Below are 13,833 nucleotides of genomic sequence, written 5' to 3'. Positions count from 1 at the left end.
TTCCCGGGCCTTGACCGAAGGCAAGCGCAAGCTCAGGCCGAAGCCGCGCCCGTGCGGGCCGCCGTATCCAGCAGGCCGCGCGACTGCAGCACCCGGTGGTCTATCTTGATGCAGTGGTCCTGCACCACCAGCAGGCCGGCGGCCTCGGCCTTGGCCGCCGCGGCCGGGTTGCTGATGCCCAGCTGCATCCAGACGGCCTTGGCGCCTATGGCGATGGCCTCGTCGACCACGGGCGGAATGTCCTCGCTGTTGCGAAAGCAGTTCACCAGCTCGATGTTTTCGTGGCGCGCGGCTTCGCGCAGCGAAGGGTAGGCTTTTTCACCCAGCACCTCGGTGGCGTTCGGGTTCACCGGGATGATGCGGTAGCCGTTGGCCTGCATGTAGCGCGCCACGTCAAAACTCGCGCGGTGCGGCTGCGGTGACAAGCCCACCACCGCGATGTTGCGGTAGTGCTTGAGGATGTGCGGCATGCGCTCGGCGGGGGGGAGTGTGGTCATAAAGATGCCCGGCGGCGGTTTAGGCCGCGTCCTTGTACTTGACGGAGCAGCCGTAGGCGCGGCTGCTCGCCACGCTCAGTGGCTTGCCGCCCAGCGCTTCCGTGAGGCCCTGGCGCACGTAGTTGGTGGCGGTCTTGATGTCGTCCACGCGGGCCGAAGGGATGCTGTCTATGCCGCCCGCATACAGCAGCTGGCCTTGCGGGCTGATGATGTACATATGCGGCGTGGTCTTGGCGCCGTAGAGCTGGCCCACCTGGCCCGATTCATCCATCAGCGTGGCGCTGGGCTGGCCTTGTTTTTCGGCCATCCAGCCGGCGAGTTTGGCCGGTGCCAGGTAGTCGCCGCTGCCGGCTTCGGTGGAATTGACCGCCAGCCAGACCACGCCCTTGGCCGTGAACTCTTTTTGCAGGCTTTGCATATTGCCGCTGTAGTGCTTGCGCACAAAGGGGCAGCCCGGGTTGGTCCATTCCAGCACCACCAGCTTGCCCTTGTAGTCACTGAGGCGGTGGGTTTTGCCGGCGGTGTCCACGGCGGAGAAATCGGGTGCCGCCTGGCCCACGGCGGCCGTCGCGGCCTGCGCAGAAAACGCGGCCGAGGCCAGCCAGGGCGCGGCGGCCAGGGCGCCGGAAAACTGCCGGCGGGTCAACGGTGAAACAGCGGGGGTGCGATTCGACATGCTTGAACTCCTTGGCGAAGAAATCAATGGCGGGAACAGCAAGATCTCACAGTTTGGCCAGCTCGGCCCTCACATCATCGACCGACAAAATCTCCGACAGCACGACGGGCGCGCGGCCGGGCTTGTAGATCACATACACCGGCACACCGTTGCGGCCCAGCTGGGCCAGCGCCGCCGTCACGGCCGGGTCGCGCCGCGTCCAGTCGGCGCGCAGCAGCGCCACGTTTTTGGCCTGGATGTCGGCCAGCACCGCGGCATTGGCCAGCGTGGTCTTTTTGTTGTACTGGCAGGTCACGCACCAGGCGGCGGTGAAGTCGACGAACACACTTTGCCCTTGCGCGGCAAGCTGGTCAACCCGGCCCGGCTCCCAGGCCTGCCAGCCGCCGGCAAGCGGCGCGGCCGAAGCCACGGCCACAGGCCGCGTGATATTCGGGCCCACGGCCCACAGGCCCAGCGCGCCCAGCGCGATGGAAAAAGCCGCCAGCAGCGTGCGCGCCGTGCCGCGCAAGGTGAAAGCCCAGATCACCAGCGCCATCAACACCAGCAGGGCCAGCAGCGCGCCCGCGCCGTCCACCCCGCTTTGCTGGCCCAGCACCCAGACCAGCCAGGCCACGGTGGCGAACATCGGAAAGGCCATCAACTGCTTGAAGGTCAGCATCCAGGGGCCGGGGCGCGGCAGCACGCGCGCGACGGCCGGGATGGCGCTGGCCGCCAGGTAGGGAATGGCCATGCCCACGCCTATGGCCGCGAACACCGACAGCGCCTGCAGGGCCGGCAGGCCCACCGCATAACCCAGCGAGGCGCCCATGAAAGGCGCGGTGCAGGGCGAGGCGATCGCCGTGGCCAGCACGCCCGACAAAAACGCATTGACCGTGGGATTTTTCGCCTGCCAGCCTGCGAGCCGGCCCGGCAGCACATTGCCGAATTCAAACAGGCCCGCGAGGTTCAGGCCCAGCAGCGTGAACAGCGCCGCCATCAGCGCGACCACCGCCGGGTTCTGCAGCTGGAAGCCCCAGCCCAGCTGCTCGCCCGCGGCGCGCAGGCCCAGCAGCAGCGCGCCCAGCGCCAGGAAGGACAGCACCACGCCCACGGTATAGGCCAGGCCGGTTGTCAGCCGTGTGGCGGCGTCTTTCACCTGCACAAAACCCACGACCTTGATGGCCAGCACCGGGAACACGCAGGGCATGAGGTTGAGCACCAGCCCGCCCAGCAGGGCGCCCAGCAGCGCGGCGAACAGGCCCACGGGCGGCGTGCCGCCGGCCTGCACCGGCGCGGCGCCGGTCGCGGCATTGGCGCGCAGGGCCGCCTCGAGGGCGGGCGGCACCACGGCGGCGGCCGCCGGCGCGGGCCAGTTGCCTTTGACCGGCGCGTCTATGCGGTAGGCCACGTTTTCCAGGGCCACCACCAGCGGCATGCTGGCCGGGCTTTCGCTGCGCTGGGTCGACAAAGGCACCTCGGCCGTCCAGACCGCGCCCTGCCAGGCCTGCTGCCAGGCGGCCGCGGGTTCGATCACGCTGCCGGTTTCGGGATACAGCGCCAGTGTCTTGCCCTGCAATGCAGCGGGCAGGCCGGCCAGGGAAATCCTGATGGACTTGCCGCCGCCGACCTCCACCTGGCTGGCGCCGGCCGCCAGCGGCTTGGGCGTGGCGGCAAAAGTGTCCTGGAACAGCTGGCTGCTGGCGGCCGTCGAGCTGCGCACCGGGATGCTCAGTGCGAACTCGCCCTCTTGCGGAATGCATTCCTTGCGGCACACCAGCCAGGCCGCCTTGAGTTTGACCTCAAGCTGGTTGCCGGCAAAGCTGGGCGCCACCGTCAGCGGCACCGGCAGCAGTACGGTTTTTTCATAGCCGTAGTTGGCCAGCGTGCCGATCGGGATTTTTTTTGGTGTCGGCCAGGCGATCTCGCCCGCGTCAATGCCGGCCGGTAGCTGCCAGTCAAGCTGCGTGGGCAGGCCCGAATCGCCTGAGTTCTTCCAATAAGTGTGCCACTCGGGCTGGTGCGTGAGCTGCAGGCCCACCCAGACCGGCTTGCCCGGCTCCACGCCCTGAGGCGCCCAGGCCAGCAGTTCGGCCCGCACCTGCTCGGTCGTGACCACGCTGGCGGCCGCGCCGCGGCTGCTTTTGCCCGGCAGGTTCAAAGGTGTGTTCTGGGCGCTGGCCGCTGTGGACATGGCGCTGAACGCTATCAAAAGCGTAGCGGTCAGAGCGGCGAACAGGGGACGCTTGGAATGCATGGTGCGGGTGTGAGCGGGCCTTGGGGGCATTAGTTCCTGAGGGGCGGCCAGCGCCGGCCACCCGATTACAGCTGTTTTCAGAGCCAACTCCGATAATAGGGTCATGCCCCGTATTGTCCTCGCCACCCTGAATGCGAAGTACATCCACGCCTCCCTGGGCCTGCGCTACCTGCTGGCGAATATGGACAGGCATGGCGGGCCCGGCCTGCGCGAAGCCACGCAGCTGCGCGAATTCGTGATCCAGCAGCGGCCCACGCAGATCGTCGAGGAGCTGCTGGCGCTGCAGCCCGAGGTCATAGGCCTGGGCATCTATATATGGAATGTGGTCGAAACCACCCAGGTGGTGCGCCTGCTCAAGGCCTTGCGGCCGGATATCAAGATCGTGCTGGGCGGGCCCGAGATCAGTTACGAGACTGAACAGCAGGAAATCTGCCGCCTGGCCGACCATGTGGTCACCGGCTGGGGCGATGTGAGTTTTCCCAAGCTGTGCCGCGCGCTGCTCGACGGCCCGCAGCCGCTGATGAAGGTGATTGCCGGCGAACAGCCGCCGCTGGAGGCGCTGGCCCTGCCTTACGGCGACTACAGCGCTGAAGACCTGGCCAAACGCCTGCTGTATGTCGAGGCCTCGCGCGGCTGCCCCTTCAAATGCGAGTTCTGCCTGAGCTCGCTCGACAAAACCGCCTGGGCTTTTGACCTGGACGTCTTCATGGCGGAAATGGATGCGCTGTACCAGCGTGGCGCGCGCAATTTCAAGTTTGTCGACCGCACCTTCAACTTGAAAGTCGAGAACTCGGTGCGCATCCTGCAGTTCTTCCTCGACCGCATGGCGCCCGATTTGTTTGTGCATTTTGAAGTGGTGCCCGACAGCCTGCCCGAGCGCCTCAAGGCCTTGATCGCGCAGTTCCCGGCCGGCTCGCTGCAGTTTGAGGTCGGCATCCAGAGCTTTAATCCCGAGGTGCAGCAGCGCATCTCGCGCAAGCAGGACAATGCCAAAACCGCCGACAACCTGCGCTGGCTGGTGAAGGAAAGCCGGGCCCATGTGCACGCTGACCTGATCTTCGGCCTGCCCGGCGAAACTTTGGAAAGTTTTGCCGACGGTTTTGACCGTCTCTACGAACTGGCGCCGCACGAGATCCAGTTCGGCATCCTCAAGCGCCTGCGCGGCACCCCCATCACCAGGCACACGGCGGAATTCGCCATGGCCTACGACCCGCAGACGCCGTACACGATCCTGCAAAACTCCACCATCGACTTTGCCACCATGCAGCGCATCAACCGTTTTGCGCGCTACTGGGAGATGGTTGCGAATTCCGGCCGCTTCGCGCGTGGGCTGGAGCTGCTGCTGGCGCCTGGCTCGGCGTTTGGCAACTTTTTGCGCTTCAGCGACTGGCTTTGGTTGACCACGGGCAAGACCCATGAGTTTGCGCTCGAGAAACTGGTGGACCTGCTGTTTGAGCACCTGACGGCCGTGCGCGGGCTGGCTGCGGAAGATGTACGTGGCGCGCTGCTGGCCGACTACCTGGCCGGCGGCGCGCGCGGAAGGCCCTTTTGCCTGGCCGAGACCTTGGGCGCGTTGCGCATGGCGTCGCCACCGCGGGCCGGCCGGCACGGTGCCGAGCGGCAGGGACGACATCTGGGGCAGCAGGCCGGGCACAAGGAAGAGATCCAGAAGGCTGCCGCGGCGGCTTGATCTCTCGTAAATAGCTCAAAATACCCCCATGTCCATCTCAACTCCTCCCCGCTTCTGGTCCAGCCTCAAAAGCCCCGATTTCGCAGGGGTGGACCTGGCCCGCTGCATCGCGGTACTGCCGGTGGCCGCGACAGAGCAGCACGGCCCGCACCTGCCGCTGAACGTGGATGCGACGCTGGTCGAGGGTGTGATTGAAGCCGCCTTGCCGCACCTGCCGGCCGCGCAGCCCATCCTGTTTTTGCCCACCCAGGCCGTGGGCTTCAGCCCCGAGCACACGCGTTTTGCGGGCACACTGACACTCAAGGCCGAAACGGTGATACGGCTCTGGACCGAACTGGCGGAGTCGGTCGCGCAGACAGGTGTCAAAAAGCTGGTGCTGCTCAATTCGCATGGCGGCCAGATCGGCTTGCTCGATGTAGTGGCGCGCGACCTGCGGGCCCGGCTGGGCATGCTGGTCTACAGCGTGAACTGGTTCAACCTGCCGCTGCTGGCTGAAGACGGCAAATCGGTCAACGATTTGTTCAGCGCCGAGGAGCATCGCTTCGGCATCCATGCCGGCGAGATTGAAACCTCCATGATGCTGGCGCTCAAGCCGGAGCAGGTCGACATGGCCAAGGCGCAAGACTTTCATTCGAGCTCACAGGACCGCGCCCAAAAATTCAAGCTCCTGGGTGACGGCCGCAGTGCCAAGCTGGCCTGGCAGATGCAGGACTACAACCCGAACGGCGCGGTGGGCAATGCGGCCGCCGCCACCGCTGAAAAAGGCCGCGCCCTGCTGGGCGCGGCGGGCCGCAGCCTGGCGCAACTGCTGGTGGAGATGGACCAGCTGCCGGCTGATACCCTGAGCAGCAAGACCGCGTTTTAACGCAGGATCACTGTCTGCCGCTTCCATGCGGCATCCTGCCAGCGGAAGGCGGCCAGTGTGCCCAGGTCGCCGGCCTGCTTCTCGGTCGTCAAGGTGTCCAGGCGCGCCACCTCAAAATTGCGGCGCAGGCGACCGGCGATGCGGGTCTCGCGGGCCAGCAGCATGTGCGGCGCGCCGCGCACCCAGCCGGCGAATTCCACATAACCCAATTCGGGGCCGTTGCTGGCCGGTGGCAGCACTTCAACCGTCCACTTGCCGGCGCTTTTGCGAAACACCCACAGCTCGCGCCAGGCGTCCAGCGGCTGTACCGCGAGCGCCAGGGCCTGGCCGTCGGGATGGGCGCTCGCCGATGCGGCCCACACAATGCCGTAGGTGCAGCGCCTGGCCACGGCCTCCTTGCCGGGTTTGCCGTCAGCCTTGTTTTCATACAGCGCCACGCAGGTTTCGCCGGCCTGGCCGGCTTCGGTGGCCAGCGTCAGTTTCGCAAAACGGGGCAAGGCGGTTTCGGCGGCCCAGCGCGATGCGCCCACACGGATCGCCGCGTCGTTGTAGTCCTGCCTGTCGTTGTCAGTCAGTTCCAGCTTGTTCACCGCCGCGAGTTCCGCGAGCGCGCGCTGGGCCGCGGCCGTGGGCGCTTCGCCGCGGCGCGCCTGCTCAAAGGCCAGGCTGGCCAACACGCCGGCGCGGCGCAGGCGCAAACGGTTTTTGCTGACTTCGGGCAGGCTCGCAAACTGCGCGGCGCTGAGCTTGTCCAGCACCTCGGCGCGCCACTGGTCCTGCGCCAGGCGTTCCTGCGGGTGCAGGTCGGGGCTCATGCAGTCGGGGCGAGTCAGGGCCAGGGCGGCGCGGGCGCGCTGCCCGGCGTCGGAGGGCAGGGCCAGCACACGGCGAAAGGCCTCGCCGTTGTAGCAAAGCTGCATGCTGCCGCCCTGCTCATAACCCTTGAAGCCTACGCCGTAAAAAGAGGCCACTTCCATGTGGGCGGAAATCACGTCGCTGGTCGCCTTGCCGTGTTTCATGGAGGCGCGGCGCGCCAGGCGCTCAGCCATGGTGCCCAGTGCGTCGAAGGTTTCCGCGCCTATGGCCTCGGCCGGCGCGGCCTTGAGGTAGGCGGCAGTGTAGGCAATGCCCAAAGCCTCGGCGCCCGGGCTTTCGCGCAGAAAGCGCACCACCGAGAGCAGCTGCGGCGCTTCCTCGGGCTGCAGCGAGACGGTGCGCACCTGGCTCACGTGGATAAAACCCGCGCGCTCGCGCCTGTGGTCGTAAACCTGCAGGTAGTCCATGCGCTGGCCGCGTATCTCGAGCGCGTCGCCCTGCCACAGCGCCGCCTGCTGCGCGGCCGAGTCGCGCGGCGCGGCGCGCAGGCTGGCCTGGTCCTGCGTCACGATGGCCAGGGTCAGGAGTGCGGTGGTGATCATTATTCGGCCTCTTCCTTGTTGTCGTTGTCTTGCGTGCCGGCATCGCGCGGCGCTTGCGCCACGTTGCGGCCGGACTTGGGCGTGCCGCCCAGCAGGCCCGCACCCACAAAGCCGCCGCTGGTGGAGGGCGGGGCGATGATCACGGTGATCTTGTCGCTGAGTTTGTCGGCCATGGTTTTCTGGATCAGCAGCGGGTGCCGTGTGACCAGCACGCCCTCACGCGCCATCTGCTCGCTGTTGATCTTGCCCACGCGGTCCAGCCGGTAGGCTTCGGCGTCCGCCAGTTTCTGCCGCGAATCGGCCTCGCCCGCGGCCTCGATGCGCCGCGCCTGGGCGCTGCCTTCAGCCGTGCGTATGCGCGACTGTTTCTCCGCTTCGGCTTCGAGCTGGCGCTGCTCTATCTGTTTCTGCTTGAAGGGCAGCACATGTTTCATGGCTTCCTCTTGCGCCCTGGCCGCGATCACCTGTTCGTTGGCGGCGGCCTGCGCATTGGTCTCGCGGCGCACTTTTTCGGCCATCGCGTCCAGCTCGGTTTCCTTGACGCGCTTTTCCTTCAAGGCCAGGGTGTAGCGCATTTTTTCGGTTGCAAGCTCCTCGGCCAGCAGCTTGTCCATGCCCTGGCGGTAGTCGGCGGGCAGGTCCACCTTGCCCATCTGCACGCTGCGCAACAGGATGCCGTCGGCCGCGAGCTTGGGTTTGAGTTCGGCTTCGATGAGTTGCTGGATTTCGGCGCGCTTGCTCGAGAAAATTTCCCGCACGGTGTAGCGGGTGAAGGTCTTGTAGATCACGCCCTGCACGGCGGGCTGCACGATCTGGCCGGCGATGTCGTCGGGCAGGTTTTTCGAGAGGGCGTTGACCCGGGCCGGGTCCAGCGCATAACGCACCGTGAGGTCCACGCCCAGCGACATGCCTTCCACCGACTGGAAGGGTGAGGGGCCGTCGGCGCGGCTGCTGCCTTCGGGGCGATACACCTGGTCGCGCAGCGAGAAGGTGCGCAGCTCGTGCAGGCCGGGCAGCAGCAGCAGCGAGCCTTCGCGGAATTCGTCGACCCCGCCGGTCAGCTGGTTGGTGCGTATGGCCACGTCGCCGCGCGCCACGGATTCCAGCGGTGGGTGCACCCACAGCAGGTAGCCGGCTGCGCCTGCCGCGGCGGTGGCGATCATCAGGCCGCTGGCACTGGCGGCGCGGCGCAGGCCCGTGGCGGCGATACGGCGGGTGCCGTGCACCCCCCTGGAAAAGATGGCGCGTATGCGCAGGGCGATGCGGCTAAAACGTGGGTTCATGACGGGCTCCTCCGGTCTGGTTTGGCGAGAGGCGCGGGTTGCGTTCTCTCTGGCCTCCATTGTTCGAAGCGGGCCCGGAGCATTCAATGCGCCTGCGCGGTGTCTTTGCGCGCTTGGGCGGCGGCATTCATCCGCCAACGGAAGAAACACTCACACGGCTGGGGCCGGCCCGCACCCATAATCAGGCCACCGCTTTACTTCGCACTCCCCATGACCAAAATCGCCGTCATCGAAGACGACTTGCCTATGAGCAACCAGCTCAGGGGCTGGATTGAATCGGCCCGGCCTGGCATACAGGTCGACCAGTGGTTTAGCCGCGACGACGCCGAAGCCGCCGTCGCCCGCGAGGGCTACGACGCGGTGGTGCTGGACATCGAACTGGGGCGCGAACGCCATGCCGGCGTGGCCATCATCAACGCCATCAACAAGCAGCGGCAGGGCACGCCGGTGCTGGTGGTCTCGGCCATGCCGGCCGCCATCTACCGCAGCATCATGAAAGCCCTGGACGCCTGGGACTACCTGCAAAAAACCACGTTTGAGGAAGCCGACTTCATCGAAACCTTCCTGGACATCCTGCGCAGTGCCAAGGCAAACCCCGCGGGCAAGGCGCCTGCGGCGGACGGCCAGGAGCTGCAACTGGACCCGCTGCGCCAGAACACCGCCATCTGGCGCGGCCAGCGCGTGAACCTGCCGCTGACGGCGCAGCGCATCCTGGCGGCCCTGCATGCGCGCCGCGGCGAGGTGGTCAGCTACGAAGACCTCTACCAGGTGGTCAAAAGCGGCCGCAACCGCGACAACATCCGCAAGCACGTGAGCACCATACGCGACGCCTTCAAGGAAATCGACGCGGCCTTCGAGGGCATTGAAAATGTACCCATGCGCGGCTTTCGCTGGGCCGAGGCCGACACCGCCCCGCGCGGCAAGGGCCGGGCGTGAAGCTGCCGGCCGGGCTGGACGTCGAGCGCCTGTTGCCGGCGCGCGTGCCCTTCGGCCTGCGGGTTTTCTTTCGCGGCGCTTTTTTGCTGCTGGGGCTGGCCACCGTCGCGCTGGCCATCGCCGTGCTGCAGGACGAAAAAGAGCGTAGCTACCGCAACTACCAGGACGGCTTTCGCAAGAACCAGGCGCAGATCGCGGCCAAGCTGCGCCATCCCACGGGCCAGCTGGTGCTGCTCAACCCCACGGCCTACGACCATGAGGTCACGCCGCTGCGCCCACTGGTGCTGCCGTTTTCGGCCCTTGACTTTGACGACCGCAACAAGGCCCAGCAGGCGGTGGAAATGGCCGGCTGCCTGGTGCAATACCCCGATGCGGCCTCGATGTGCGTGGCCGTGGGCAACAACCCTTTTGCCGGCGGTTTCCTCTACGCCGTCGGCAGCTTCAACAGCGGGCCGCTGGTGTCGCACAGCTCGGGCACGCTGGATCTGAGCCTGGCGCATCGCGCGCGCATCACGGTCGACATGCGCGGCCAGCGCTACCGCTGGATCGCGCCTTTCCAGGCCATGCAGGCCGTCGATGAGGGCCGCAACGCCTCGCCCTTTGCCAACACCCGGGGGCGGCTCGTGGGTTTTGCCGACGACGGCCCGATCACGCCGGCCAGCCGGCCGGTGCGCGATTTCCGCGGCTGGCTCTGGCAGGACGGCCGCTGCGTGGACGGCGCGCCGGCGGCCGGCCCGGATTGCGCGCGGCGCGCCTTTGTCAGCGTGCGCCTGCCGGTGGAGCTGTTTCGTGAGGCACTGTTTGCCAAGGGCCCGGCCGGCATCGTCTGGCCGCCGGCCGACCTGGACCAGATCAAGGTGCAGGTGGAAATGCTGGCCCCCGGCGAGGGCAAGCCGCTGTTCGACAGCAATGCCGCGGGCGCCACCGCGCCTTTTTCCTGGGCCGAGCTGAGCCCCTTGCTGCTGCCCGGCGAAAAGCTGCGCATACGCAAGCTGGGCGCGGGCGGCGCCGGCAAAGACATCGTGGCGCTGTCCGGCGCCGAGGCCGCCGAGCGCGCCTCGCCGCTGATCGCCTGGCTGATCCGCCGGCTGCAGGTCGAGGGCTACGACGCGCCCGTCACCAGCACCGACATCATCAGCACGCCGCTGGGGCGCTATGAACTCACGCTGACCGGTGACATCCGCACGGTCAACAAAGCCCTCACGGCCGTGGCCACCCGCGTGTCCTGGTTTGTGGGCGGCATGCTGCTGGCCATCTTCGCGACCTGGCTGGCGATCGAGCTGCGCATCATCCACCGCATCACCGAGCTGACCCGCCGTGCCGCCACCGTTTCCAAGGGCGTTCGCGCCAGCGACGGCCTGGCGGCGGTGGACCTGGCCGACCTGCGCGGCGGCGACGAGCTGGGCGTGCTGGCCGGTGGCCTGCAGGACCTGCTGCAGCGCGTGAACGAAGACGTGCGGCGCGAGCAGATACGCGTGGCCCAGGAAAAAGACACCTGGCATGCGGTGGGCCATGAAATCATGTCGCCGCTGCAGTCGCTGATGGTGCTGCACGGCAGCGCCGACGACCCGGCGCACCGCTACATCAGCCGCATGCAGCAGGCGGTGCGTGTGCTCTACGGCAGCGCCTCGCCCAGCGAGGCGTTTGAATCCACCGCGCTCAATGTGCAGACCCTGGACGCCAATGAGTTCCTGCGCCACGTAGCGCGCAACGCCGCGGCGGCCGGCATTCCCGGCGTGGCTTTTGAGCCCCTGGCCCAGCCGGTCACGGTGCGCGCCGACGAATATTCGCTGGAAGACGTGGTCTCGCATGTGCTGCGCAATGCCGAGCGTTACCGCCGGCCCGGCAGCCTGATCCGCATCACGCTGTCCCTGCAGGCGCGGGAAGGCGCCACGGCGCCCGAAGCGCTGATCGCCATCAGCAACCTGGGCCCGCGGATAGACGCCGGCATGCTGGACAAGATTTTTGAGTACGGCGTGTCCGACCTGCCCGACACCGATGCCGGCGCGCCGGGCCAGCGCGGCCAGGGCCTGTTTGTCGCCAAGACCTATATGGCCAAGATGGGCGGCACCATCACCGCGCGCAACCTGGACGATGGTGTGTGCCTGGAACTGCGCCTGCAGTGTGCAGTGGCCTGAAAGTCAAAAGCCTCCAGCGGGCGGTAACTCGCTGGAGGCCTTGTCTTGCCAAACGGACCGGTAAGCCCGCTGCCATGGAAGAAAGTATCGCCCGGCCAGGGTCGAATAATTTGCTTGATTTGCTGCCAAATTTACCAGATACAGATAAAAAATCTGCAAATTTCCAAAAATCAGATAAATTAGCTGAATGGATACTTTGGACCGGAAAATCCTTCAGGTTTTGCAGGCCGATGCGCGCGCCAGCCTGCAAGACATTGGCCAGGCCGTGGGCCTGAGCCCCTCGCCCTGCTGGGGCCGCATCAAGAAAATGGAAGAAGCCGGCGTGATCGAGGGCTACACGGTGCGCCTCAATGCGCAGGCCCTGGGCCTGGGCGACACGGTCATGGTGCAAGTCACGCTGGACAGCCATTCCGACAACACACTCGAAAAATTCGGCGAAACCCTGGCCGCGATTCCCGAGGTGGTCGAGGCTTACTTGGTGTCCGGCGAATACGACTACCTGCTGCGCATCGCGGTGCACGACACCAAGGACTATGAGCGCCTGCTGCGCGAGCGGCTTTACAAGATCAAGGGCATACGCCACAGCAAGTCCAGCTTTGTGCTGCGCACGCTTAAAAAAGCCGATCTTCCCCTGCTGCCGGGCTGAGGCCCGGGACCGACGCTGACAGGGCGCTGGGCCGCCGGCTGACAGCTCCGGCATTCCCGGCGGCGCACAGTGGACGGGTGCGCCGCTGTGGCGCGGCACCCAAGGGAGAATGTATGCACGCCCCCAGTTTTTCCGCCAAGGCCTGGCTTGCGGCCTCGGCTTGCGCTGCCATTGTGGGCGGCCTGGTGGCCTGCGGCGACACCGCCCTGCTGCCGCCCGAAGCCGGCATGGGCGCCAACCCCGCGCTGCCGCAGCCCAGAAAAAGCCTGATCCCCACCGTGAACATCGCGCCGGCCAAGGGCTGGCCTGAAGGCGCCATGCCCACGCCCATGGCCGGCCTGGCCGTGACGGCCCTGGCCACCGGGCTGGACCACCCGCGCTGGGTCTATGCGCTGCCTAATGGCGACGTGCTGGTGGCCGAGACCAATGCACCGCCCAAACCCGAGGATGGCAAGGGCCTGCGCGGCTGGTTCATGAAAAAGGTCATGGGCCGGGCCGGGGCCGGCGCGCCCACGGCCAACCGCATCACCTTGCTACGCGATGCCGACGGCGACGGCAAGGCCGAGAGCCGCAGCGTGTTCCTGGAAAACCTCAACTCGCCCTTTGGCATGGTGCTGGTGGGCAATGATTTTTACGTGGCCAATACCGATGCCGTTGTGCGCTTTCCCTACCAGGCCGGCCAGACCACCATCACCGCGGCGCCCGTCAAGTTGGTGGACCTGCCGGCCGGCCCCATCAACCACCACTGGACCAAAAACATCGTCGCCAGCCCGGACGGCCGCAAGCTCTATGTGACGGTAGGCTCCAACAGCAATGTGGGCGAGCGCGGCATGGAGGCCGAGGCCGGCCGCGCCGCCATCTGGGAGGTGGACGCCAAGACCGGGGAACACCGCGTGTTCGCCTCCGGCCTGCGCAACCCCAATGGCATGGGCTGGGCGCCCGGCACCGGCGCGCTCTGGACGGTGGTCAACGAGCGCGACGAGATCGGCAGCGACCTGGTGCCCGATTACCTGACCTTGGTGCGCGACGGCGTGTTCTACGGCTGGCCCTACAGCTACTACGGCAGCCACGTGGACGAGCGCGTGCGGCCGCCGCGGCCCGATCTGGTCGCCAAGGCCGTGCCGCCCGACTATGCGCTGGGCTCGCACGTGGCGCCGCTGGGCATGGCGTTCTCGGAAGGCAAGGCGCTGCCGCCTCTGCTGGCCTCCGGCGTGTTCGTCGGCGAACACGGCTCCTGGAACCGCGTGCCGCACAGCGGCTACAAGGTGGTGTTTGTGCCCTTCGAGAACGGCTTGCCTTCGGGTTTGCCCCTTGATGTGCTGAGCGGCTTCCTGAGCTCCGAGGGCCATGCTTACGGCAGGCCTGTGGGCGTGGCGATCGACAAGCGCGGTGCGCTGCTGGTGGCCGATGACGTTGGTAATGCCGTCTGGCGCGTCAGCGCTTCTAGATAG

Annotated in this window: 11 protein-coding genes; 6 read left to right on the top strand and 5 right to left on the bottom strand. The window is 66.8% G+C overall.

The window, feature by feature from the left end; translation table 11 throughout:
* Positions 1–32 precede the first annotated feature (32 nt).
* The 3 genes from BLQ85_RS21495 to BLQ85_RS21485 are packed head-to-tail and all read right to left on the bottom strand — an operon-like array spanning position 33 to position 3,406.
* On the bottom strand, positions 33–497 hold the full coding sequence (locus BLQ85_RS21495) for a CoA-binding protein (protein WP_074580007.1): 465 nt from the start codon (positions 495–497) through the stop codon (positions 33–35).
* Positions 498–516: 19 nt separating this feature from the next.
* Positions 517–1,173 (bottom strand): thioredoxin family protein, encoded by a 657-nt coding sequence (locus BLQ85_RS21490; protein WP_175456169.1) that lies wholly within the window; start codon positions 1,171–1,173, stop codon positions 517–519.
* Between the two features lie 46 nt (positions 1,174–1,219).
* Positions 1,220–3,406, bottom strand: coding sequence for a protein-disulfide reductase DsbD family protein (locus BLQ85_RS21485; RefSeq protein ID WP_074580006.1), 2,187 nt, complete (start codon positions 3,404–3,406; stop codon positions 1,220–1,222).
* Between the two features lie 103 nt (positions 3,407–3,509).
* Here BLQ85_RS21485 and BLQ85_RS21480 point away from each other — a divergent pair, with 103 nt between their 5' ends.
* Entirely contained in the window at positions 3,510–5,096 is a 1,587-nt protein-coding gene (locus tag BLQ85_RS21480) for a B12-binding domain-containing radical SAM protein (protein ID WP_074580005.1), read from the top strand.
* Positions 5,097–5,124: 28 nt separating this feature from the next.
* Positions 5,125–5,961 (top strand): creatininase family protein, encoded by an 837-nt coding sequence (locus BLQ85_RS21475; protein WP_074580004.1) that lies wholly within the window; start codon positions 5,125–5,127, stop codon positions 5,959–5,961.
* Here the strand turns inward: BLQ85_RS21475 and BLQ85_RS21470 are convergent.
* Entirely contained in the window at positions 5,958–7,379 is a 1,422-nt protein-coding gene (locus BLQ85_RS21470; protein WP_074580003.1) for a hypothetical protein, read from the bottom strand. The genes BLQ85_RS21475 and BLQ85_RS21470 overlap by 4 nt on opposite strands.
* Positions 7,379–8,662: an SPFH domain-containing protein gene (locus BLQ85_RS21465; protein ID WP_074580002.1), complete on the bottom strand. Its 1,284-nt coding sequence runs from the start codon at positions 8,660–8,662 to the stop codon at positions 7,379–7,381. Before BLQ85_RS21465 ends, BLQ85_RS21470 begins: the two co-directional genes overlap by 1 nt.
* A gap of 210 nt (positions 8,663–8,872) precedes the next feature.
* Between BLQ85_RS21465 and BLQ85_RS21460 the strand changes: the two genes are divergently transcribed.
* The 4 genes from BLQ85_RS21460 to BLQ85_RS21445 all read left to right on the top strand — a co-directional run bounded on the left by BLQ85_RS21460 (position 8,873) and on the right by BLQ85_RS21445 (position 13,833).
* On the top strand, positions 8,873–9,598 hold the full coding sequence (locus BLQ85_RS21460; RefSeq protein ID WP_074580001.1) for a response regulator transcription factor: 726 nt from the start codon (positions 8,873–8,875) through the stop codon (positions 9,596–9,598).
* Positions 9,595–11,736 carry a sensor histidine kinase gene (locus BLQ85_RS21455; RefSeq protein WP_074580000.1) on the top strand — a complete coding sequence of 714 codons (2,142 nt, stop codon included), beginning with the start codon at positions 9,595–9,597 and terminating at the stop codon, positions 11,734–11,736. Before BLQ85_RS21460 ends, BLQ85_RS21455 begins: the two co-directional genes overlap by 4 nt.
* Before the next feature lie 187 nt (positions 11,737–11,923).
* The gene (locus BLQ85_RS21450; protein WP_007862953.1) at positions 11,924–12,382 is read left to right on the top strand and encodes an Lrp/AsnC family transcriptional regulator; all 459 of its coding nucleotides are present in this window, start codon (positions 11,924–11,926) and stop codon (positions 12,380–12,382) included.
* 113 nt (positions 12,383–12,495) lie between these two features.
* Complete coding sequence (locus BLQ85_RS21445; protein WP_074579999.1) at positions 12,496–13,833, top strand: PQQ-dependent sugar dehydrogenase; 1,338 nt, start codon at positions 12,496–12,498, stop codon at positions 13,831–13,833.

It is taken from the genome of Polaromonas sp. JS666 (assembly GCF_900103405.1).
Taxonomy (GTDB): domain Bacteria; phylum Pseudomonadota; class Gammaproteobacteria; order Burkholderiales; family Burkholderiaceae_C; genus Polaromonas.
Note: the sequence above shows the minus strand (reverse complement) of the source record. Positions and strands in the feature narration are given on the sequence as shown.